We start from the raw sequence: 20,921 nt of genomic DNA, 5'->3' as shown, positions 1-20,921 counted from the left end.
CGATGCGCGATCGCCTGATTTTCGCTAGCCAGCTCGGATTCACGCTGCTCGTTGCGGCGTTTCTCGTCGTGCCAGTGGTGCTGTCGATTACCGCCGGCGTCACCGTCAATTACTTCCGCGGCATCCAGTCGGGCGTCACGCTGCAATGGGTGGTGCAGGTCTGGAACCTCTACGCTGGCGAGATCGGGCTGTCGTTTCTGATCGCCTTTGCGACCCTGGCGGTGACGCTTGTTGTCGGCGTGCCCGCGGCTTATGGGCTACACGTGAAGGGCGGGAGATTGTCGCGCGTGATCGAGGAAATCATCACGCTGCCGCTTGCAATCCCTGGCCTTGCCATCGCGTTGGCGCTGCTGCTGACCTATGGCGGCTTCGGTAGCTTCCGGCAGTCGTGGCTGTTCATCCTGGCAGGCCATGTGGTCTTCACCATGCCTTTCATGGTGCGCTCGGTGATGGCGGTGTTTGCTTCGGTCGATATCAAGACGCTGGACGAGGGCGCCGCCTCGCTCGGCGCCTCGCCATGGACGCGCTTCTGCAACGTGATCGTGCCGAATGCGATGCCGGGTATTCTCGCCGGATCGCTGATGGTGGTGACGCTGTCGCTCGGCGAATTCAATCTCACCTGGATGCTGCATACGCCGCTGGCCAAGACGCTGCCGGTCGGCCTTGCCGACAGCTATGCGTCGATGCGGCTGGAAGTGGCATCCGCCTATACGTTGATTTTCTTCATCATGATTGTGCCCCTTCTGGTGGCGATGCAGATGTTTGCCGAGAAGGGCGAGACGAAATGAGCGCTGTTGCGGGACACGGTGCGGCCGTTTACATCCAGAATTGCGGCAAGACCTTTCCGGATGGCACGCAGGCGCTGGCGCCGGCCTCCCTGGATATCGTGTCAGGCGAGACGCTGGTTCTGCTCGGCCCCTCCGGTTGCGGCAAGACCACCATGCTGCGGATCATCGCCGGGCTGGAGACGCCTGATGCGGGCGGCCGTGTGCTGTTCGACAAGACCGACATGACCTCAGTGCCGATCGAGCAGCGCCATGTCGGCATGGTGTTCCAGTCCTATGCGCTGTTTCCCAACATGACCGTGGCTGAGAACATCAGCTACGGGCTGAAGATCCGCGGCGTCGACAAGGCCGCGCGCGCGGCGCGTGTCGCCGAGATGGTGGCGCTGACCAATATCGGCGGGCTGGAAAATCGCCGTATCGATCAATTGTCCGGTGGACAGCGCCAGCGTGTTGCGCTGGCGCGCGCGGTGGCCGTGCGTCCACGCGTGCTGCTGCTCGACGAGCCGTTGACGGCGCTTGATGCCTCGCTGCGCGACCGGCTGCGCAGTGAACTCAACAGCCTGCTGCGCTCGCTCGGGATCACCGCGATCTACGTGACGCACGACCAGGCCGAGGCGATGGAACTCGGCGACCGTATCGTGGTGATGCGCAAGGGCGCCATCGCGCAGATAGGCACGCCACGCGAGATCTACTTTGCTCCCCAGAACCGTTTTGTCGCGGAATTCGTCGGTGCGGCCAATATCGTCGAGGGGCCGGTGAGCGGTGGCCGGCTGACGCTGCCCGGCGGTTGGCTGGCGCTTGATAACGCCGTCGACAACGCTGCGGCAGTGGCGATGATCCGGCCGGAGACCATCGGAGTTGTCGCCGAGGCGGACGCCTTCCTGCGCGGCACGGTCGAAAGCGTTGCCTTCATCGGTGATCGCCAGCGTCTCGTGGTGACGGGTGCGGCGAACAAGCCGTTGACGGTGGACGCGCCGAACACCATCAATGTGCGTGCAGGGGAGCGCGTCGGCCTGTCGGTCACGCCTCAAGCGGTTCGCGTGTTGCCGAAAGAAGATTGATGTCCAAGCCGGAATCCAAGCCCACCATCATCGCGCAGATCTCCGATCTGCATATCAAGGCGCCGGGCGAGCTGGCCTATGGCAAGGTCGATACGGCGAAGGCGCTGGAGCGCTGTATCGCCGAGCTGAACGCGCTCGATCCGCGCCCCGATCTCGTCGTCATCTCCGGTGACCTCGTCGATACGCCGACGCCCGGCGAATACGAGCATCTGTGGCGGCTGCTGGCGCCGCTCAAGATCCCGTTCATCGGCGTGCCCGGCAATCACGATGCCCGCGACATGATGCGCGCGGCATTTCCTGATTGGGCCTATGCGAAGTCGTCGGGCCCGCTCGATCAGGCGCGGACCGTTGGCCCGCTCGACATCATCCTGCTGGACTCGCATGTTCCGGGAAAACCGCACGGCACGCTGGAAGCGGCAACGCTGCAATGGCTCGATGCCACGCTGGCCTCATCGCGCGAACGGCCGGCTTTGCTGTTCCTGCATCATCCGCCGTTCCGCACCGGCATCGAACATATGGACGTGCAGGACCTGTTCAATGCGGATGAGCTCGCTGCTATCGTCCGCGAACATCCGCGTGTCCGGATCGTCGCCGCCGGCCACGTCCATCGTGCGACGCTGACGACGTTCGCCGGCACCGCCGCGACGATCTGCCCGGCGCCGAACCATGCGGTCGATCTCGACATCGCCGAATTGCGTCCGCCGTCGTTCCGTGTTGAGCCGCCAGCGTTCCACCTGCACGTTTGGTTTCCAGATGGCGAGGAGGGCGGCCATCTGGTCACCCATCAGGTGCCGATCGGTGACTTCGATGGTCCGCATCCGTTCTTCGGGGCGGATGGGAAGTTACTGTAAAGCACTGTCATTCCGGGGCACGTCGGATCGCGCAGCGAGCCGGCGTGAACCCGGAATCTCGATGTGCGGGCTAACGGGCGTTTCAATTATCTCGAGATTCCGGGTTCGCGCGCGAAGATGCGCGCGCCCCGGAATGACGATGAGCTACATCAGCGCATTCGCCGCAATCAAACTCCGGTAAAACTCCGCGCTGAGCTTCGGCGTTCGTTTCTGCGTCTCGAAGTCAACGTGGTAAAGGCCGAAGCGTTTTTCATAGCCATCGGACCATTCGAAATTATCCATCAGGCTCCAGTGGAAATACCCCGCTACGGGGATGCCTTCCGACGTCGCGCGCTGCAGATGCGTGAGATAGTTCCTGAGATACATGACGCGGTCGAGATCGTGGATCTTGCCATCACCGGCCGGCCGGTCGGCGGCCGATGTACCGTTCTCGCTGATATAGATCTGCTTGACGTTCCAGATCTTGGCGACATTGCGCGGTGCCCAATACAGCGCTTCCGGCCCGATCCGCAGCCAGTCCGAATCCATGCGCGGGAACGAGGTCGGGAATGGCACCAATGCGAAGCCATGCTGGTCATCACTCGCCACCACGTAATGGTGCGGCATGTAGATGTTGAGGCCGACGAAATCTAAGGGCGAGGAGATGATCTTCAACTCTTCTGCCGTGAAGCTCGGCGCATTCTTGCCCGCATAGGCCAGGAATGCATCGGTATATCTGCCTTCGAGAATGACGGTCATATAGCCGCCATTCATCTCGCGCGTTGCGATTTCGGATGCGCGGATATTGGCCGGTGTTTCGATGGCCGGGACGCAGGACGCGATATTTTCGGCGAGGCCAACCCTGGTGCCGGCATGTCCATTGGCGCGGATCGCCTGCACGGCCAATCCGTGGCCCAGCGCGACGTGATGGCGAATCTGATTGAGCTGCGGTTGCGGTAGCTTCAGACCGGGCGCGAGCTCGACCGGGCCGCTGCCATAGCCGAAATCGACGAAGACTGCGCATTCGTTGATCGTGATGATGTTCTTGACGCGGTCGGTGATACGCTGCGCCACATAAGCGGCATAGTCGCCGAACGCCTTCGACGTATCTGATGACGCCCAGCCGCCGACACGATCCTGCAGCGGCTGCGGCAGATCCCAGTGATACAGCGTGGCGTATGGCTCGATGCCATTGGCCAATAGCTCGTCGATGAGGCGGTTGTAGAAATCGAGCCCTTGCGGATTGGGCGTGCCCGTGCCGGACGGAAACACGCGCGACCAGGATATGGAGAAGCGATAGGCCTTCGCGCCCAGCGCCTTCATCAGTTGGACGTCTTCCTTGTAGCGGTGGACATGATCTACCGCGTGGTCGCCGTTGCCGCCGCCGCGGATCTTGTTTGGTGTGTGCGAATAGCTGTCCCAGATCGAGGGGCCGCGGCCTTCGGCCGCGACGGCACCCTCGATCTGATAGGCCGACGTCGCGGTGCCCCAGACGAAATCGGCCGGAAAACGCCGGTCGTTGGCAAGCGCTGCCGGTGTGGTCGCGGCTGTTTGAGCCGCGGCCTTCGCAGGCGAGACGGCGAGGCCGGTGGCGAGTGCGCCGGCCGCTCCGGCAAAATCGCGGCGCGTGAAACGATGGGACACCAGATCTCCTGCTAGTCCGGAACGCGACGGTCAGTCGTCATGCGGTTCATGATAGTTCTCTGCGCCGCCTTTCCAATAGCCTGACGCCTTGACCCATGCCTTGGGATGCTGGCGCTCGTCGACGAGGATCCTGCGGAGGCGCTTGGCTACCTCGGATTCTCCGGCGATGAAGGCATAGCCGTCGCCAACGGGGAGTTTGAGATTGCGCAAGGCATCCTCCATCAGCGTGGTCGATCCGGCGCTTTGCTGGCCACGATGCAGCCAGTTGATGGTAACGGACGCCTTCGATGCGAAGACCTGTTCCTCGGCGGCGTCGGCGATTTCCGCGATCACGATGGCCCGTGTGGCAGGGCGCAGTTCTTCGAGCCGGCGGCCGATGGCGGGCAGGGCAGTTTCGTCGCCGATCAGCAGATACCAATCGAAATCGTCCGGCACCACGAACGACCCGCGCGGGCCGCCGATACCGACTTTATCGCCTGGCTTCGCTTCGGCGGCCCAGGTCGTGGCGGGGCCGGCATCGTGAATGGCGAAATCGATGTCGAGTTCTCCAGCAGCGGCGTCATAGCGCCGCGGCGTGTAGTCCCGCGCGATTGGCCGCGCGCTCTCATCGACCAGCACACGGCCTTCGCTGAAGACCGGCATCAAAGGTTCGGCTTCGCCGGGGCGCGGGAAGAACACCTTGACGTGGTTGTCATAGGACGCGCTGACGAAGCCCTCGAGGTCGTCACCGGTGAGGGTGATGCGCTTCATGTGCGGCGTCACGGACGTTACGCGCTTGACGGTCAGCAGGCGGCGCTTCAGCTCGTGACGAACGCGCGTGATGCGATGACGCTCGGTGGAAATTGTGTCTGAAGGTGTGTCGGTCATGTGGATTCCCGGGGAATCCAGATCGGCCTGTTTGACGCGGAGTCGCGCAGGTCGAGCCTGGATCAGGTTCGATCGGCGCGTTGGTTCACGTTAACGCTTACGTGCGGCCTCGCCGAGACAGCAATCACGGCAGACCTATCGAAACGTCCTTTTACGTGCAAGCCCGGGATTGTCGCACGTGCTGCACGATGGCGTGATGCCGGAAGCCTTCTAAACTGGCCGATATCACCGCATGGACATTGCGGCCTTTCCGGGGGAGAACAGTTTCCGGATGTGGCGGCGTGCCCCCGAAATCAGTGGACGAGATAGACCTGATGAGCACTGAAGCAAAGTCTGCCACGCGCGTGGCCATTGTTGGCCTCGGGCCGATCGGCCGCAAGGTGGCCGAAGCCCTGGATCGCGGCATCGACGGGCTGGTTCTGGCGGCGGTCGCCGTGCAAAATCCGGAGAAGCATCAGTCGTTCCTGTCCGGTCTCGGCAAGGCGCCGCCGGTGCTTCCCATCGCGGGCCTCGCGGATGTCGCCGATATCGTGATCGAATGTGCGCCCGCAGCGTTGCTGCCCGAGATCGTCAAGCCGTTCGTCAGCAAGGGCAAGACCGCGATTGTGCTGAGCGCTGGAGCGCTGTTGTTCAACGACGATCTCATCGCGCTGGCCAAGGCCAATGGCGGCCAGATCGTGGTGCCGACCGGCGCACTGATCGGACTCGATGCCGTGACGGCCGCCGCCGAAGGCAAGATCTCGTCGGTGAAGATGGTGACGCGCAAGCCGGTGAAGGGTCTCGCCGGTGCGCCCTATATCGTCGAGAACAAGATCGACATCGACAGCATCACCGAACCGATGAAGATTTTCGAGGGCACGGCGCGCGAGGCCGCCAAGGGCTTCCCCGCCAATCTCAATGTTGCCGTCGCGCTGTCGCTCGCAGGCGCAGGCCCCGACGCCACAACACTGGAAATCTGGGCCGATCCGGCGCTGACGCGCAACGTCCATCGCGTCGAGGTGGATTCGGATTCCGCACGGTTCTCGATGCAGATCGAGAATATCCCGTCGGAGAATCCGAAGACCGGTCGCATCACGGCGCTGTCGGTGATTGCCTATCTGCGCAAGCAGCGCGCGGCGCTGCGCGTCGGCACGTAAGGCCTATTTGCTGCTTTCGACTTGATGCGCAGGAGTTATCTGCTGCGCAGTCTCGATTCCTTGGGTCCGGGCGATCCTGGCAAGCTCGCAGCCCTCGCAATAGCGGCGATCCTTATAGTCGATCCAGTTGTGGGCGAAGACGCGCTCATTCGGGATGTCGTAGCGAGCCTGCAGCACGCGGACCAGCACGCGCCACGCCGCGATCTGCGCGTCAGTCGGCGGCTTGCGGACATTGGGGTAGTTGCCGACGAACTCGACCCCGATCGATGAGTCATCGTCGATCTGCTGATAGGTCCCGCTGTTGTCAATATATTTGTTGTCGTTGCGGTTGCCGCGACTGAGATGTTTCGGTACCGCCCATTCCGGCGTCGACCAGTAAACCGTGCCGTCGGTCTCGATCCAGATGGCGACGCCGCGACGATCGGGTTTCTGCATCTGCGCGACCGCGTTCCGCCAGGCGGAGCCGATCGCGCCTTCCGACTGATGCACGACGATGTTACGCCATTCGCGCGCGTGGCGGAGATCGGTCCACGGTCGCAGCCAGATCATGTTGAGCCCGGGAATGTCGGGGGTGCCGCGGGAGCGGGCGGCGATCTCGAAGTTCGAGAGCGTTGACGATGCAGGCTCCGCTGGGGGAGAGATTGCCGGTGCAATAGATGGCAGAGTCACGATCGGACCTTCGGTTGTTGAAGGATCGATTTTCCAAATTTCATTGGGTGAAGGCGCTTCCCGCGGAGGTGTCTGGGCGACCGCGGGCGAGCCGACGGTGATCAACAGCAAAATAGCCCACAGGGTGCGGTGGTTCATGCCCCTCAATCCGAAAGCGCAGCCCGCGCCATCGGAAATGGTAACTCAGGCGCTTGCGGAGTCAAACGCCTGAGTAGGTATTGCTATGCTCAGATACAACCGACGCGGGCAGGCCGGCTCAGTTGAAATATTCGGGCAGGGTGAAGCCGGCGTAGAATTTGTCGTTCCGGATCGCGGTCTTGAACATGTCCGATTGATAGGCGGCCACAATGTCCTTTGCCCATTGCGCCTCGACATTGCCGCGGCGGACGGCCACCACATTGGTGTAGGGCTTGGTCATCTTCTCGAGCGCGAAGGCCTCGGTCAGCTTCAGCCCGCTATAGATGGCGAAGTTGCCCTGCACGGCGGCGAAGTCGGCATCGCCGAGAGCGCGCGGGGCTTGGGCGTTTTCCAGCGGCACGATCTTGATGCCCTTCGGATTCTTGATCACGTCGAGTTCGGTCACGTCCACCGGCTTGCTGTCCTTGATCTCGATCCAGCCGAGATCGCGCAGGATCCACAGCGCGCGCTGCAGGTTTACGGGATCATTCGGCACCACCACGGTGGCGCCGGCTTTCACGTCTTCGGCTTTCTTGTGCTTGGTCGAATAAAGGCCCATCGGCGGCGTCGGCACGGTGATGATGCCGGTGAGGTCGGTCTTCTGGCGTTCGTTGTAGGAGGTCAGGAACACCGTGTGCTGCATCACATTGGCGTCGATGTCGTTCTTGAACACCGCCGTATTGGCTTCGAGGCCGGTGGAGAATTCGTAGTATTTGACGGTGTAGCCCTTCTTCTTCAGTTCGGGCTCCACGCCGGCCTTGAAGCCGTCGATGTAAGGACCGGGCACGAAGCCGACCTTGAGTTCGGTCTTGGGGGACTGTGCGCTTGCAGTTGCGAGGGGCGCGAGCGAGAGGGCGGCCGCGGTGAGCGCCGAGAGAAGACGTTTCATAAGATGAGCTTTCGGTAGGGAGAGGGCGTTACTTCGGCGACCAGATCGTCACGTCGGCGGCGTTGACCTTCACGGGCACGAGCTTTTCGGAGAAGAAGGCGTCGGCGATGGTCTGCTGCTCGGACAGGCCGGCCTTGGTCACCGCGCCGACCTTGTAGGAGCGGTGGCTGTTGGCTTCCTCGACGGTGGCTGCGTCGATGCCCCACAGGCCGGAAAGAAGTTTCGCGGCATCCTTCGGCTGCGCCTTCACCCATTTGCCGGTCTCATCCAGCTTCTTGAAGATGACGTTCAGCACGTCGCCGCGCTTGTCGGCATAGGCGGCCGAGGACAGGTAGTAGCGCTTGTAGCTGGCGAGGCCATTGCTGCCGTCGGCGAGGACGCGCGCATTGCTCTGGCGCTGCGCGCTGGTGAGGAACGGATCCCATGCCACCCAGGCATCCACATTGCCGCCGACGAAGGCGATGCGGCCGTCGGCCGGCGGCAGATAGGCCGGCTGGATGTCCTTGAAGCTCAGACCCGCCTTGCTCAGCGCGGCGAGCAGCAGAAAGTGACTGCCGGCGCCTTTGGTCACTGCGACCTTCTTGCCCTTGAGATCGGCGACGGTCTTGAGCGGCGACTCCGCGGGAACCACGATGGCCTGTGCGGCCGGCGAGGCGGCTTCCTCGGCAATGTAAGCGAGCTTGGCGCCGGCCGCCTGCGCGAACAGCGGCACGGTGTCGGCGACATCGGCGCCGAAATCGACATTGTTGGTATTGATCGCCTCGAGCAGCGGCAGGCCGCTGGTGAATTCATGCCACGAGATCTTCACGCCAAGCGGCGCCAGCGCCTTCTCCAGCTCACCATTGGTCTTCAGCACCGCGATCAGCGTCGACGACTTCTGATAGCCGATGCGCACCGTGTCCGGTGTCTGTGCGCAGGCAAACGATACCGACAGCATGGATGCCACCGCCGCGAGTTGCAGCGCTCTGGTGCGCCTGAACACGAAGCGATCGATGAAGTGAGAGAGAAGGATCGGAAGCATGATGCGCTGCTTTGCTGGTGTCGTTGCGAGATGAGCAAAGGTGAGAGAGCGGCTCGTTTCCGTCAATGAAATGGCCAACTGTAGTTATCGGCGCGGCGATGCATGCATGCTGCGACGGCCGGATTGTGCAGCGAAAACGTTCTCTGCCGCGCTTGCGTTGCCGGGAACAGGGCCGAAACATCGCGTTGTTCCGGAGATGAAGCTGCTATGGCCGCGTGCGCCGGGATCGCAAATGTTGCCGGCGACCGACGACCTTTGAAAGCACAATCTTCCCGATTGCGCCTAGCCTTGCACCATCACGTCGGCGCCTGGAATGCCGGCGACATCCGGAGCAAGAACACAATGTCGCATTCAAGACGAAGCATCGTTGCGGGCCTGTCCGCAGCACTTTTGATAGCGGCCGGCTTGATTGCATCGCCAGCCGCGGCGCAGGAGCCGAAGGAAATCCGCATCGGCTTCCAGAAGGCCGGCATCTTCCCGGCGGTGAAGCAGCGCGCGACGCTCGAAAAGGTGTTCAAGGAAAAGGGGATCAGCGTGCGATGGGTCGAATTCCAGTTCGGCCCGCCGATCCTGGAGGCGATCAATACCGGCAATGTCGACTTCGGCTATGCCGGCGACGCGCCGCCGATCTTCGCGCAGGTGGCGCGGGCCAATCTCCTCTACATCGCCGCTATCCCCTCACGCGGCTACAATCAGGGCATCGTCGTTCCCGAGAATTCGCCGATCAGGACGCTCAAAGATCTCAAGGGCAAGAAGGTCGGCTTCGGCAAGGGATCGAGCGCGCATAACACCATCGTCGCCGCGCTGGAGAAGGCCGGGCTGACCTATGCGGATATCACGCCCGTCTATCTTGGCCCCGCAGACGCCGTAGCGGCATTCGCCAGCGGGAATATCGATGCGTGGTCGATCTGGGATCCGTATCTGGCGCTCGCCGAGGGCAAGCAGGCACGGGTGATTGCCTTCTCGAAGGACGTGCAGGACTCCATTTCGTTCTTCCTTGCCAACAAGGATTTCACCACCAGGCATCCGGACACCGTCGCGCTGTTCAACAAGACCTTTGCCGATGAAGGGAAGTGGGCCGAGGCCAATCGGCCGGAGGTCGCAACGAAGCTTCAGGAGGCGACCGGTGTCGACAAGGCCGCCACCACGCGCGCCGTCGAGCGGTCGAACTACACGGTGGTGCCGATCAATGACCGGATCATTGCCACCCAGCAGGAGACTGCGGACCGCTTCCACAAGCTCGGCCTGATCCCCAAGGCGATCAATGTGAAGGACATCGTCTGGACCTGGACCCCGGGCTCCTGAGCTCCCGTAAACTCGCCGGGAGACGATTAGCGCTGTCACCAGCCGTCTTCCGGCACTCTTTTCCTCTCACAGGCCCTTGAAACCGTTGGTTTTTCCCGTTTTGTGCAGTGCGGTTGAAATGTTGCCCGAAATCAGTAGGTTGCCGCCACGGCGCCCGCGACACGCAGGCCGGCCCCGTGCTTCACAACTGCGCAGAAACGTCATTCAATGAACGCTCCCCTGTCCAAGCCGACCGGAGCGCCCGTGCCAGTTCTCGATCCGCAAGATCCTGGCCAACAAGTGCGTGCCATCATCTCCTTTGATGGCGTCAGCAAGATTTTCCCGCCCAGAAAAGACTCCGCCGAGGTGAAGGCGGTCGACAATATCGACCTCGTGGTGCCCGAGGGCGCCATTGTCGGCGTGATCGGCAAGAGCGGCGCCGGCAAGTCGACGCTGATCCGTCTCATCAACGGCCTCGAACAGCCGACCAGGGGCACCGTCACCGTTGATGGCCTCGACATCGGATCGCTGGATGAGAAGGCGCTGCGTCAGGCGCGCCGCTCGATCGGCATGATCTTCCAGCATTTCAACCTGCTGTCGTCGCGCACCGCCTTCGACAATATCGCGCTGCCGCTGGAGATTGCCGGCACGCCGCGAAAAGACATCAAGGGCATCGTCGAGCCGCTGCTCGACATGGTTGGTCTCGCCGACAAGCGCGACCGCTATCCGGCCGAACTCTCCGGCGGCCAGAAGCAGCGCGTCGGCATCGCGCGTGCGCTCGCCACCAAGCCGAAGGTGTTGCTGTCGGACGAGGCGACCTCCGCGCTCGATCCCGAGACCACCGCGCAGATCATCGCGCTGCTCAAGCAGATCAATGCCGAGCTCAATCTCACCATTCTCTTCATCACCCATGAAATGTCCGTGGTGAAGAAGCTCGCCCAGCGCGTCGCGGTCATGGAAGGCGGGCAGATCATCGAGCAGGGCACCACCTACGAGATCTTCTCCAAGCCCACGCATGCGACGACCAAGCGCTTCGTCGGCGAAGTCACCGGCGGCAATGTGCCGGAATGGCTGCAGGCCAAATTGCTGGCCGATTATGCGCCGGGCCGTCAGGCCGTCATCCGCATCGCCTTCACCGGCGCCGATGCCGACGAGCCCGTGCTGTCGCGCCTGACGCGGGCTTACGGCGTCGACTTCAACATCATGCATGGCCAGATCGAATATGTCGCCGATCATCCGTTCGGCACGCTGATCGCCTCCGTCGCGGCCGAGCCGGAATTGCAGGCGAAGCTGATCGCCGATCTCACCGCGACCCGCAACACCGTGGAGCATCTCGGCTATGTCGCCTGAACTGATCAACATGATCCTGTGGTCGACGCTGGACACGCTCACCATGGTGGCGCTGGCCGGCATTTTTGGCACGCTGGCAGGATTGCCGCTCGGCATCTTCCTCGCGACCAGCCGCGCGGGTGAGTTGTTCCCGGCGCCGAACGTCAATCGTCTGCTCGGCCTCGTGGTCAATGCCACGCGCTCGACGCCCTTCATCATTCTCGTCGTCGCCATCGTGCCGCTGACGCGGCTGATCGCCGGCACCTCGATCGGCACCAGCGCCGCTGTGGTCCCGCTGACCATCGCCGCGACGCCGTTCATCGCGCGGGTCATCGAAGGCGCGATCCGCGAGGTCGATCAGGGCCTCGTCGAAGCCGCGCGCGCCTTTGGCGCCAGCCCGCTGCAGATTGTCTGGAAGGTCTTGTTGCCCGAAGCGATGCCGGCGGTGACGCTGGCGCTGACGCTCGCGACCGTCAGCCTGATCGGTTACTCCGCCATGGTTGGCGCCGTCGGCGGCGGTGGCCTCGGCGATCTCGGCATCCGCTACGGCTATCAGCGCTTCATGCCGGAAGTCATGGCGACGGTGGTCGCCGTGCTGATCTGTCTCGTGCAGGGCGTGCAGAGCCTTGGCGACTTCATCTCGCGCCGCCTCGACAAGCGCACGCGACATTCCTGAACGACCGCCCGCATCAGCGGGCCCGTTCACACTCGTTTACTCACAATGGAAAACACCATGTCTCTTCGTCGTTACTTTCTCTCCATCCTCGCTTTCGCCGCGCTCACCGGCGCTGCTTCCGCCGAGACCATCAAGGTCGGCGTGACCCCGGGTCCGCATGCGCAGGTGCTGGAAGCCGCCAAGGCCGTCGCTGCCAAGAAGGGTCTCGACATCCAGATCGTCGAATTCTCCGATTACGTGGTGCCGAATGCGGCGCTGGAAGCCGGCGACCTGCAGGCCAATTCGTTCCAGCATCAGCCCTATCTCGACAACCAGGTGGCCGATCGCAAATACAAGATCGTCGCTGTCGGCAACACCATCAACTTCCCGATGGGCATCTATTCGAAGAAGGTGAAGACCTGGGACGAGGTGAAGTCAGGCGCCACGCTGGCGATCCCGAACGATCCGACCAATGGCGGCCGCGTGCTGATCCTGCTGCGCGACAAGGGCATCATCAAGCTGAAGGACGGCGTCGGTTTCAAGCCGACCCTGCTCGACATCACCGACAATCCGAAGAAGCTGAAGATCACCGAAGTCGATGCCGCGCAGCTCCCGCGCACGCTGCCTGACGTCGACGTCGCCGGGATCAACACCAATTACGCCACCCAGGCCGGTCTCGATCCCGTCAAGGATGCGATCCTGCGCGAAGACCCGAAGGGGCCTTACGCGAATCTCATCGCCGTGCGCGCGGTGGACAAGGACAAGCCCTGGGTGAAGACGCTGGTGGAAAGCTATCAGTCGCCCGAGGTGAAGGACTTCATCGAGAAGACCTTCAAGGGCTCGGTGCTCGCGACCTGGTAAAGGTGAGGAAAGCGCTTCGCTGAGCAGGCGAGGCGCTTCTAGCGGGAAGAGGCGGTCCCGCTCTCTCTCTCTCTCTCTCTCTACGTCATGGCCGGACTTGTTCCGGCCATCCACGTCTTTCTCCTTCGTGGCCAAGACGTGGATACCCGGCATGCGCCGGGCATGACGATTGTGTGTGGGGCGACCGCCACCGCGCCATCGCAAATCCAGAATTTCAAACAGCCCCATCGTCCCTGAAAACACACGTTCGCATTCTCGCGACGCTTGCGCGTCCGAGCTATGAGCATTCCCATCCACCCTCTCCGAAAAGAGGGCGTGCGGAACGCCGGGTGCCCGTTGCACCCTTGGGCCTGATGCCGAATGCGGTCTTCCGCAATTGTGAGTGCATCAGGACTTTCGGAGGCGCAGGGCAAGTGCCCGGCGTTCCGCCTGCGGTGTTTTTTCGGTTGCCTGCACATCTGCCTTGGCGAACGGTCCCATCACCAAAATTAATGTCCCAGGGCGGAGGGACAGGGTAGCCGCAAAGCACTTGGCCGGACGCGTTTCGATTTGGTCGTCCGTCACACTGTCCAGGGATCTTTCCATCTCAAGGTCGGCCGTGTCCTTGCCAGTGGCAGTGCTGGCGCAGATCCGTCCTGCCCGAAGACAGACGTCCCCCATGAACCGCGTAACGCCGCATCTCCGGCGTCCACCGCATCCAGCCCCGCGAACGTGACGATCGCGCTCGCCCCTCTCACCGGGGCCGGACGGAGGGGAATATAATCAATGTAGGGATATTGTCAACGGAAGATAGGAAAAAATGTTTGAGCACCGTCTCGCCACCCCACACTGTCATTCCGGGGCGCGGGCGCGCCTTCGCGCGCGCGAACCCGGAATCTCAGCATGGGAATCTCCAGACAGCGCAAAACACTTCGAGATTCCCCGCCATTCCAATTGGAATGGCTGAGGTTCGCATTGCAGCGGCTGCGCCGCTTCCATGCGCCCTCAGGCAAACCAATTGGTTTGCCGGGGAATGACGAGCGAGGCGGCCCGGCATCTACGGTCGGCCTTCAGCCGTAAATCGCATGTCCACACGCCATCCCCTTGAAATCCAAACGCAATCCGCCGGTCGCAGCGGGCAGGGGATGCGACCTCACATGAGGTTGAGACCCGTCGCGCAACGTGTTACCTGACGCGGCACGCGGGTATAGCTCAATGGTAGAGCAGCAGCCTTCCAAGCTGAATACGAGGGTTCGATTCCCTCTACCCGCTCCAAGCACTCACTCCAAAAAGTTATATTGTTCAGCGGTTTGTAGACGGACCTTCCGGTTCATCTAGCAAACGTTTTAGCCTGTGAACGACTTTCGGGCGCGCGTCGGGCGCAACTGCCCTAAGTATCGAATCTGGAATCAGCCCTCCGAGTGGCGCTTTAAGACGTTAGATTTTTTGTCTGAGTACACAGTCCTTCGACGAAATGTTCACATTACACTCCCTCAAGTAGCAAGCCGGGTTCGCGTGAATCTGCGAGAGATCGGGCTAGTGGGCGTGTGACTTCAAGTTATCCAATGGAGTTGTGCTTTGGGGCCGATCACACTCTTCGATAAATCTTTCATCGAGATGCTGAACATTGATGAGGCCGCTATTTTCGATTGCCTCTACAACTCGGTGATTTGCCCAATATTTTATACGGAGGTGTTGGCTGATCTGTCGAAGCAGCCCCCCGGTCAGCGTTCAGCAGAACAGATAGTCGGAGATGTCGCGAAGAAGACACCGATTATGTACGCGACACCGAATGTCCTTCACACGACGATATGTATGTCCGAACTTGCCGGCAATGTTATCGAGATGCGACGCGCGCCCGCGAGAGCAGGAGGGAGGCCAGTTCGTAGGCCGGATGGCTCCGTAGGCGTGATTTACGATGAAGCCCCAGAGGCGAAGGCATTTGATCGTTGGCAACGCGGGAAATTCAAGGAGGTCGAGCGAGACTTTGCAGTCGGTTGGCGCAAACAGCTCCTAGAAGCGGACGACGAGCTAACATCAAAGCTGGCTCGGCAAATTCTATCAATCACTCAAGAGCCGAAAAATTTGGTGGATGCACTGGTAATTGCGAAGCAGGTTCTGCAAGGCGATGGCCAAAGGTTTTCGCTGTTGAAGACCGCATATATCCTTCTGGGGCTAAATCCGTCGCGCTTTCATCGAGTCCAAGCTCGGTGGGTGGCGGCGGGGCGCCCGCATCTCCATGAGTTTGCTCCTTATACAGCGCATTGCCTGCTGGTCGAGGTGTTCTTCAACATCGCCATCGGAAAGAAACTGATATCGCCGGATCGTGCGAGCAATCGCGTTGATATGGCGTACTTGTTCTATCTACCGTTCGCGATGGTGTTTGTTTCCAATGACAAGTTACACCAACGAACCGCGCCGCTCTTCATGTCGGACAAACAGATTTTTGTGTTTGGGGATGACCTAAAAAAGGATCTCACTTCTCTCAATAACAGATACTCGGCGCTCCCCGAGGCTGAACAGAGCGAGGGGTTGTTTCGTATCGCCAGCTATCCTCCCAAGGATGATAGCTGCTTAACAACTCGTATTTGGAAGCAGCTTGGAATGAGAGTTGAGCGCGATACGACTGAGCGAAACTCGGGAGGGCCGCTGGCCTCTGAACTGCTAGAGTCCGTAAAGAAAATGAGGGAAGCTGCCGATAATCGGAGTGGTTCTGCACAATTTAGTCAGTCTGAACTCGAAGACCCAAGTCATATTGTAATCGAGCGCATGGTTCCTCTGCGACGAGGGAAGTGGCGCTTTATGCCTCCGGGGGTCGAGGCTTCGGAAGATTAGTGCTGTGTGGTTTAAGCAATCTCACGGCAAACATCGACCGCCGTGATGGAGACATGTCGTCCTGTAATCGGCGCTTGGCCCATCTAGTAACAGAGCCGCTTATTCTGTGCTGCTGCCGAGCCTCACGGTTGTTGCCCGCAGTCCGTGGTAAGGAAGGGGCATTCGCCAGCCTGCGTTCGGTGGGAGATTCCAGTCGCTGTCCGGTTGGAGGCCACGAGACTTGCTGGCGCCAATGAACGCGTCAACTATTCTGTCGAGCTCTGAAAATGCAGGGAATAATTCATAAAGGTCCAACGTCTCGAATTCCGAATTGGGCTTCAAGTACCTGAACTCATACGTTTCGTGCTGGGGGCCGAGCTTATTCACGATCCACAGAGCCTTTACCGATGTGAAGCCGTTGTCGAGGCACAACTGATGTAGCTTCGCCAAACTGTGACGGACAGCCGGTGCTCTCAACGTTTTCGGATCCACACCGCTCGCCCCGAGGAAGGCCTTGAAATAGAGTTCGGCAGCGAAACCGGCTAGCTGATTGAAGGCGAGTACGAACGGAAAGTCGTAGGGCGTCGTCATTCGAGCGCTGTTTGTCACGATCAAATACATGGACTGCACGTAGCCTCTGGCCACGCTGTATTCTCGCTCGCCTTTGTTCCGGATCATTTTATTTATCCTTGGAATCCAGCTGGCTGGATGCGATGGGGTAGCACTGCTGCTAGCAAGAGCCAACCGCTTGCCGTCGCTCCCTATTCGGTCAATAACGGTGGCCTGTTGTCCAAAGCGAGCTCGATCCCCCCATGACAGAGTCACGTTATTTCCCGTCCAGTGGCACCGCCTGGGACAAGATCGATCCGCGCGCCGCCGGCTACGCGCCGGACAGACTCGCAGCAGCCGTGGCATTCGCGCAGGCCAATGAAACGCCGTGGCCGCGCGGGTTCTATTACGACGACGGCCGCTACGCGCCGAATGTGGACTGGAATGAGACCGGGCCATGGAGCGCGGTGCTGGGGCCGGTGCGCGAACGCGGCGGGTCGGCGGGCATGGTGCTGCAAAATGGTCGCGTGCTGGCGTCGTGGGGCGAGATCGCGCGGCCGGATATGACCTTCTCCATCGCCAAGAGCTATCTCGCTGTGCTCACGGGCCTCGCGGTTGATGACGGGCTGATCGGGGATATCGATGAGCCCGTTGCCAAGCGCGTGCCGGGGTCGCTGTTTGCCGATGCTCACAACGCGCCGATCACCTGGCGGCATCTGCTGCAGCAGACCAGCGAATGGCGCGGCGAGCTGTTCGGCAAGCCGGACCAGATCGATCACAACCGTCTGGTCGCGCCGAATGCCGACAACAGCCGCAAGGGCGAGCTGCGCGAACTGCAAACGCCGGGCAGCTTCTACGAATATAACGATGTCCGTGTGAACCTGCTGTCGCTCAGCCTGCTGCATCTGTTCAAGCAGCCGCTGCCGGAGGTGTTGCGCGCGCGCATCATGGATCCGATCGGCGCGTCCAAAGACTGGGAGTGGGTCGGCTATGAGAATTCCTTTGTCGAGATCGACGGGCAGCGGATGCAGTCGGTGCCGGGCGGCGGCCATTGGGGCGGCGGCATGTTCATCGGCGCGGAGGACCATGCGCGCTTCGGCCTGTTGATGGCGCGCGGCGGCGCATGGAACGGCAAGCGGCTGCTGTCGCAAAGCTGGATCGATGCGATGTGGGCGCAGTCTGCGCAGCAGCCGAATTACGGTTTCCTGTGGTGGCTGAACCGCGGGCCGCATGCCAACAAGGCCGCGCCGGACACGGCCGTCTATGCGCTTGGTGCCGGCGGCAACATGATCTGGATCGATCGGGATGCTGACATGATCGCGGTGACGCGGTGGCTCCCCAGCGCGAAGGCGCCGGAATTTATCCGGCAGTTGATCGCGGCGCGGATCTGAAGCGCGTCATGCCGGCGACGACGCCTGCGCCGCGGCGTCGCTGCGGCTGGACAGCAACGAACACAGGGCGGCCGGAATGGCGCCGATCAGGCCGAGGGCCACGACGTGCCTGCTCGACCCGAGCAGCAGGGCCATCGTGAGCACGGTTGCTCCGTAGGTCAGAAGCGTCGTGATGATGACGGCAGGTACGGGCGATTTGGCGACCAGCCAGTCGAGCAGGGCGACCAGCAGCCCCGGCACGATGAAGAGGCCGTAGATCAGGGCGATTCCGGCCCCGCTGTCCTGCGCGAGCAGGCCCGTGATGGCGTAGGTCACGGCATAGAACGCGGCGGTGGCCACGACCGGAAACAGCGCAAGAAAAATCAGAAACCGCTTCATGACATCTTCTCCAGGACCGTTCGGTCGGTCTTGGGTCAGTGCTGGACGGGTTTTCGTTCAATGGACCGGGCGATATCGGTCATCGTCCCGATTGGGCAACGCGCCCATGCAACGGATTGTGCGTGGTGGCGTTGGCCTGCACAGGGAGACATCGACATGAGCGAACGCAAGCCTGCAGAGCAAGCCCCCGAAAGTCCGGCGACAAAGCCGGACCCGCTCACGATCCTCGGCGACCATCCGCCTCCGGAGGATCAGTTCGGCGGTGGCGACATCTGCTCGCCGGAAGCTGAGCCTCCGACCGACGACGACAAGCCGCTCGACTGATCCTCCTGCACGGCGCAGATCTCGCGTCGCGCGGCGGTTTGCATCGCGGGTTACATCGGCGGCACGACGCCATTGGTGCCGGCGACCACGTTGCCGGTGGAGAGCGTTCCGTCGTCCGCCTTCTGCGACGGCACGAACACCGTCGTGCCCGGCTTCAGGTCGGCCTGCGCGGCGGGTGCGAAGGTGACGACCGTGGTGTCATCCGCGACCGAGATGGTCTTTTCCTTGCCGTGGAAGGTCACCGTGATGTTGCGGCCGTCGACGTCCTTGACGGCGTTGGTGACGGTGGCGTTGGTCATGGTGCTGTTCGGCTTCAGATCCCAGGGATAGCTGCCTTCGCCGGTGCCCTTCATGCCCGCCGGAAAGATCAGGACTTCGAGGGCGCCGTCGCCGCCGCGCGATTTGGGCAGCGAGGCGATGCCGACGAAGTCGCCGGGCTTGATGTCATTGAGCGAGGCCTTGGCCACGCCGGTGACTTTCCAGTTGTCGTTCAGCTTGATCGCGGTCGAATTGCCCTCGCGGGTTTTGACCGTCAGCTTCGCACCGTCGACACTTTCGACCGTGCCGCGAACACGAACCGTCTCGGCTGCGCTTGCGGCCGGAATGGTGGCTGCACTCAGCAGGGCAATGCCCAGCCCTGTGACTGCCGCATAAAACGCTCTCATATTTCGTCCTTTCACGTAACGCTCTTGGCCTGGTGCCGATAGCGTTACGTTCGGGGATCGCGATGATTACGCGGGTGAGGATCACGGTGCGGTGATCGGGAACACGCTGTGTTCCTGCAGTCTCACTTCTGCGCGGCGAGATGCTGGTCGGGAACGGCCGCTGTACCCGAGGATGCCATTTCATCCAGCAGCGCCTGCGCCAGTCCCTTCTGCGCATCGGGCAGGCCGCGATTGCGCGCGGCTTGCTCCAGCGCGAAGGTCGCCTCCATGTGAATGCGGAAATGCGCGGCGTTCTGTTCGACGCCGGTGCCTTCAGGCATATCGCCGAACACCACGTCATGGCAGCGCGCCACCGAGCGCGAAGTGAAGGCGCGGCAGGAGAGGGGGCGGACTTCATAGACCGTGCAGCGATTGTCCGATCCGAGCAGCGCGCAGCGCATGCGAAGTTTCATGACATCGGCCGCATCGCGCGCGGCAGCTGCAGCGACTTCGAGGCGGGCGCGCAGCGCCGTCTGTTCGTCCGGCGTGAAATGCGTCGCGATATGCTGCGCCATCACCGTCGCGGTGCCGGGCGGCACCTGGACATAAAGGTGGCAGCAGGCGGCGCAGCCGCTGCTGCAGGCATTGCCGGGCTGGTTCGGGATATTGTCGCGAAAGCTTGCGGTGGCGGCATCGGCAATGGCGGACGCGTCGCGGGCGGCGTCGGCGATGCTGCCTGCCTGTTCGAAGGCGACGCCATAGGCGGCGCGCAGATTGCCGAAGATGCCTTCATAGCGGCCGGACAGCGAGCGCATCAGCGTGCCCACTTCCATGATGTTGTCCGACACGAAGTCGATGGCGTCCTGTGCGCTCATGCTGGGGTCCCGATCCGCTTCCGTCCTACGCCGCGAATCGGCGGGACGTCACCAGCAATCTGACGCGGGAACCGGGCTTTACCGGTCAGGCGCGCGCTTTCGCCTTGGCCGGTTCCTTCAGCGGGGCCTTGGCCGGTTTCCCCATCAGCGCCATGACGGCGACCGCAACCACGCGGTCGGTGATCGCCTGCACATCGTTGAGATCGCACAGCCCGTCGGACATGCGCGTCAGGCGTTCGCTGTCGCGGATGGTCTGATGTGCCATGGCCAGCGCGAAATGCAGCGCCCAGAAGATATCCGCGGGGTCCCGATCGGGCAGGGACCGGCGCATCGCCGCGGCGAAGCGCTTGAGGTGATCGACCTCGCGGTTCTTGATCTTGCGGATCGGCGGAACGGATTCGATCGAGGCGCGGATCATGAAGCGCGCGGCATCCGAACGCTGCTTTTCGGGGCCGAGGCAGCCGCGCAATGTCGGGCCGACGAGGGCGGCAAAGATCGCATTGATGTCGGCGCGGCCGTCGCCGGCTTCCTCTGCCGCCTTCAACTCGCGCAGGCGCTCGCGATTGGTGGCGAGGCTGCGCGTCACGAACAGCTCGGCGATCAATTCGTCCTTGCTGCCGAAATGATAATTCACCGCCGCCAGATTGACGTCCGCCGCGGCCACGATGTCGCGCATGGTCACATCCGCAAAGCCGCGTTCGGCATAGAGCCGCTCGGCTGCGGTGATGATGGCGGTTCGTGTGTTGTCTGCTGCCATGG

General features: G+C 62.0%; 21 protein-coding genes and 1 tRNA gene. 12 read left to right on the top strand and 10 right to left on the bottom strand.

The genetic code is table 11. From position 1 onward, the window contains the following. Nucleotides 1-2 precede the first annotated feature (2 nt). The 3 genes from AB8A27_RS14220 to AB8A27_RS14210 are packed head-to-tail and all read left to right on the top strand — an operon-like array spanning nt 3 to nt 2,697. Nucleotides 3-788 (top strand): ABC transporter permease, encoded by a 786-nt coding sequence (locus AB8A27_RS14220; protein WP_441242439.1) that lies wholly within the window; start codon nt 3-5, stop codon nt 786-788. Continuing rightward, nucleotides 785-1,846 carry an ABC transporter ATP-binding protein gene (locus AB8A27_RS14215; protein ID WP_441242438.1) on the top strand — a complete coding sequence of 354 codons (1,062 nt, stop codon included), beginning with the start codon at nt 785-787 and terminating at the stop codon, nt 1,844-1,846. Before AB8A27_RS14220 ends, AB8A27_RS14215 begins: the two co-directional genes overlap by 4 nt. Next, entirely contained in the window at nt 1,846-2,697 is an 852-nt protein-coding gene (locus AB8A27_RS14210) for a phosphodiesterase (RefSeq protein WP_441242437.1), read from the top strand. The genes AB8A27_RS14215 and AB8A27_RS14210 overlap by 1 nt, the downstream gene beginning before the upstream one ends. A gap of 144 nt (nt 2,698-2,841) precedes the next feature. Here the strand turns inward: AB8A27_RS14210 and AB8A27_RS14205 are convergent, their stop codons facing one another. Together AB8A27_RS14205 and AB8A27_RS14200 are read right to left on the bottom strand one after the other, a co-directional pair. Beyond that, entirely contained in the window at nt 2,842-4,320 is a 1,479-nt protein-coding gene (locus tag AB8A27_RS14205; protein WP_441242436.1) for a GH1 family beta-glucosidase, read from the bottom strand. Between the two features lie 30 nt (nt 4,321-4,350). Further along, the gene (locus AB8A27_RS14200) at nt 4,351-5,187 is read right to left on the bottom strand and encodes a siderophore-interacting protein (RefSeq protein WP_441242435.1); all 837 of its coding nucleotides are present in this window, start codon (nt 5,185-5,187) and stop codon (nt 4,351-4,353) included. A gap of 314 nt (nt 5,188-5,501) precedes the next feature. Here AB8A27_RS14200 and AB8A27_RS14195 point away from each other — a divergent pair, with 314 nt between their 5' ends. Further along, the gene (locus AB8A27_RS14195) at nt 5,502-6,323 is read left to right on the top strand and encodes an aspartate dehydrogenase (protein WP_441242434.1); all 822 of its coding nucleotides are present in this window, start codon (nt 5,502-5,504) and stop codon (nt 6,321-6,323) included. Between the two features lie 3 nt (nt 6,324-6,326). Here the strand turns inward: AB8A27_RS14195 and AB8A27_RS14190 are convergent, their stop codons facing one another. From AB8A27_RS14190 to AB8A27_RS14180, 3 genes are all read right to left on the bottom strand, one after another. Then, the gene (locus AB8A27_RS14190; RefSeq protein WP_441242433.1) at nt 6,327-6,992 is read right to left on the bottom strand and encodes a peptidoglycan recognition protein family protein; all 666 of its coding nucleotides are present in this window, start codon (nt 6,990-6,992) and stop codon (nt 6,327-6,329) included. Between the two features lie 256 nt (nt 6,993-7,248). After that, entirely contained in the window at nt 7,249-8,058 is an 810-nt protein-coding gene (locus AB8A27_RS14185; protein ID WP_441242432.1) for a MetQ/NlpA family ABC transporter substrate-binding protein, read from the bottom strand. A 28-nt stretch (nt 8,059-8,086) separates the two neighbouring features. Then, nucleotides 8,087-9,079, bottom strand: coding sequence for an aliphatic sulfonate ABC transporter substrate-binding protein (locus AB8A27_RS14180; protein ID WP_441242431.1), 993 nt, complete (start codon nt 9,077-9,079; stop codon nt 8,087-8,089). 342 nt (nt 9,080-9,421) lie between these two features. On the opposite strand from AB8A27_RS14180, the gene AB8A27_RS14175 reads away from it, so the two are divergent. The 6 genes from AB8A27_RS14175 to AB8A27_RS14150 all read left to right on the top strand — a co-directional run bounded on the left by AB8A27_RS14175 (nt 9,422) and on the right by AB8A27_RS14150 (nt 16,022). Then, nucleotides 9,422-10,384: an aliphatic sulfonate ABC transporter substrate-binding protein gene (locus tag AB8A27_RS14175; protein ID WP_441242430.1), complete on the top strand. Its 963-nt coding sequence runs from the start codon at nt 9,422-9,424 to the stop codon at nt 10,382-10,384. Nucleotides 10,385-10,591: 207 nt separating this feature from the next. Further along, nucleotides 10,592-11,713: a methionine ABC transporter ATP-binding protein gene (locus AB8A27_RS14170; protein WP_441242429.1), complete on the top strand. Its 1,122-nt coding sequence runs from the start codon at nt 10,592-10,594 to the stop codon at nt 11,711-11,713. Further along, complete coding sequence (locus AB8A27_RS14165) at nt 11,703-12,368, top strand: methionine ABC transporter permease (protein ID WP_068732062.1); 666 nt, start codon at nt 11,703-11,705, stop codon at nt 12,366-12,368. The genes AB8A27_RS14170 and AB8A27_RS14165 overlap by 11 nt, the downstream gene beginning before the upstream one ends. Before the next feature lie 45 nt (nt 12,369-12,413). Beyond that, complete coding sequence (locus AB8A27_RS14160) at nt 12,414-13,208, top strand: MetQ/NlpA family ABC transporter substrate-binding protein (RefSeq protein WP_441242428.1); 795 nt, start codon at nt 12,414-12,416, stop codon at nt 13,206-13,208. Nucleotides 13,209-14,388: 1,180 nt separating this feature from the next. Beyond that, nucleotides 14,389-14,462: transfer RNA gene (locus AB8A27_RS14155), tRNA-Gly, on the top strand. 303 nt (nt 14,463-14,765) lie between these two features. Beyond that, nucleotides 14,766-16,022 (top strand): hypothetical protein, encoded by a 1,257-nt coding sequence (locus AB8A27_RS14150; RefSeq protein WP_441242427.1) that lies wholly within the window; start codon nt 14,766-14,768, stop codon nt 16,020-16,022. Nucleotides 16,023-16,121: 99 nt separating this feature from the next. Here AB8A27_RS14150 and AB8A27_RS14145 read toward each other — a convergent pair whose 3' ends face one another. Next, nucleotides 16,122-16,679, bottom strand: a complete 558-nt coding sequence (locus AB8A27_RS14145) for a hypothetical protein (protein WP_441242426.1) — start codon at nt 16,677-16,679, stop codon at nt 16,122-16,124. Between the two features lie 134 nt (nt 16,680-16,813). On the opposite strand from AB8A27_RS14145, the gene AB8A27_RS14140 reads away from it, so the two are divergent. Beyond that, complete coding sequence (locus tag AB8A27_RS14140) at nt 16,814-17,941, top strand: serine hydrolase domain-containing protein (RefSeq protein ID WP_441242425.1); 1,128 nt, start codon at nt 16,814-16,816, stop codon at nt 17,939-17,941. Nucleotides 17,942-17,947: 6 nt separating this feature from the next. Here the strand turns inward: AB8A27_RS14140 and AB8A27_RS14135 are convergent, their stop codons facing one another. Next, nucleotides 17,948-18,319, bottom strand: a complete 372-nt coding sequence (locus tag AB8A27_RS14135) for a hypothetical protein (RefSeq protein ID WP_441242424.1) — start codon at nt 18,317-18,319, stop codon at nt 17,948-17,950. A 156-nt stretch (nt 18,320-18,475) separates the two neighbouring features. Here AB8A27_RS14135 and AB8A27_RS14130 point away from each other — a divergent pair, with 156 nt between their 5' ends. Continuing rightward, nucleotides 18,476-18,643: a hypothetical protein gene (locus tag AB8A27_RS14130; protein ID WP_441242423.1), complete on the top strand. Its 168-nt coding sequence runs from the start codon at nt 18,476-18,478 to the stop codon at nt 18,641-18,643. A gap of 50 nt (nt 18,644-18,693) precedes the next feature. Here AB8A27_RS14130 and AB8A27_RS14125 read toward each other — a convergent pair whose 3' ends face one another. The 3 genes from AB8A27_RS14125 to AB8A27_RS14115 all read right to left on the bottom strand — a co-directional run bounded on the left by AB8A27_RS14125 (nt 18,694) and on the right by AB8A27_RS14115 (nt 20,919). Then, nucleotides 18,694-19,308, bottom strand: coding sequence for a hypothetical protein (locus tag AB8A27_RS14125; protein WP_441242422.1), 615 nt, complete (start codon nt 19,306-19,308; stop codon nt 18,694-18,696). A gap of 122 nt (nt 19,309-19,430) precedes the next feature. Next, entirely contained in the window at nt 19,431-20,162 is a 732-nt protein-coding gene (locus AB8A27_RS14120) for a YkgJ family cysteine cluster protein (RefSeq protein WP_441242421.1), read from the bottom strand. 85 nt (nt 20,163-20,247) lie between these two features. Then, nucleotides 20,248-20,919 (bottom strand): TetR/AcrR family transcriptional regulator, encoded by a 672-nt coding sequence (locus AB8A27_RS14115; protein WP_441242420.1) that lies wholly within the window; start codon nt 20,917-20,919, stop codon nt 20,248-20,250. Nucleotides 20,920-20,921: the final 2 nt, after the last annotated feature.

This window comes from Tardiphaga sp. 768_D3_N2_1 (assembly GCF_052076105.1).
Lineage (GTDB): Bacteria > Pseudomonadota > Alphaproteobacteria > Rhizobiales > Xanthobacteraceae > Tardiphaga.
The sequence above is the reverse complement of the archived record's forward strand: the minus strand, read 5'-3'. Positions and strand labels throughout refer to the sequence as shown.

Excerpts from the sequence above, each read along its gene's own strand:
- AB8A27_RS14165 (WP_068732062.1), top strand. The coding sequence starts at position 11,703 with ATGTCGCCTGAACTGATCAACATGATCCTGTGGTCGACGCTGGACACG.
- AB8A27_RS14115 (WP_441242420.1), bottom strand. The coding sequence starts at position 20,919 with ATGGCAGCAGACAACACACGAACCGCCATCATCACCGCAGCCGAGCGG.
- AB8A27_RS14175 (WP_441242430.1), top strand. The coding sequence starts at position 9,422 with ATGTCGCATTCAAGACGAAGCATCGTTGCGGGCCTGTCCGCAGCACTT.
- AB8A27_RS14125 (WP_441242422.1), bottom strand. The coding sequence starts at position 19,308 with ATGAGAGCGTTTTATGCGGCAGTCACAGGGCTGGGCATTGCCCTGCTG.
- AB8A27_RS14130 (WP_441242423.1), top strand. The coding sequence starts at position 18,476 with ATGAGCGAACGCAAGCCTGCAGAGCAAGCCCCCGAAAGTCCGGCGACA.
- AB8A27_RS14135 (WP_441242424.1), bottom strand. The coding sequence starts at position 18,319 with ATGAAGCGGTTTCTGATTTTTCTTGCGCTGTTTCCGGTCGTGGCCACC.
- AB8A27_RS14170 (WP_441242429.1), top strand. The coding sequence starts at position 10,592 with ATGAACGCTCCCCTGTCCAAGCCGACCGGAGCGCCCGTGCCAGTTCTC.
- AB8A27_RS14145 (WP_441242426.1), bottom strand. The coding sequence starts at position 16,679 with ATGATCCGGAACAAAGGCGAGCGAGAATACAGCGTGGCCAGAGGCTAC.
- AB8A27_RS14215 (WP_441242438.1), top strand. The coding sequence starts at position 785 with ATGAGCGCTGTTGCGGGACACGGTGCGGCCGTTTACATCCAGAATTGC.
- AB8A27_RS14120 (WP_441242421.1), bottom strand. The coding sequence starts at position 20,162 with ATGAGCGCACAGGACGCCATCGACTTCGTGTCGGACAACATCATGGAA.
- AB8A27_RS14220 (WP_441242439.1), top strand. The coding sequence starts at position 3 with ATGCGCGATCGCCTGATTTTCGCTAGCCAGCTCGGATTCACGCTGCTC.
- AB8A27_RS14200 (WP_441242435.1), bottom strand. The coding sequence starts at position 5,187 with ATGACCGACACACCTTCAGACACAATTTCCACCGAGCGTCATCGCATC.
- AB8A27_RS14140 (WP_441242425.1), top strand. The coding sequence starts at position 16,814 with ATGACAGAGTCACGTTATTTCCCGTCCAGTGGCACCGCCTGGGACAAG.
- AB8A27_RS14160 (WP_441242428.1), top strand. The coding sequence starts at position 12,414 with ATGGAAAACACCATGTCTCTTCGTCGTTACTTTCTCTCCATCCTCGCT.
- AB8A27_RS14180 (WP_441242431.1), bottom strand. The coding sequence starts at position 9,079 with ATGCTTCCGATCCTTCTCTCTCACTTCATCGATCGCTTCGTGTTCAGG.
- AB8A27_RS14195 (WP_441242434.1), top strand. The coding sequence starts at position 5,502 with ATGAGCACTGAAGCAAAGTCTGCCACGCGCGTGGCCATTGTTGGCCTC.
- AB8A27_RS14185 (WP_441242432.1), bottom strand. The coding sequence starts at position 8,058 with ATGAAACGTCTTCTCTCGGCGCTCACCGCGGCCGCCCTCTCGCTCGCG.
- AB8A27_RS14210 (WP_441242437.1), top strand. The coding sequence starts at position 1,846 with ATGTCCAAGCCGGAATCCAAGCCCACCATCATCGCGCAGATCTCCGAT.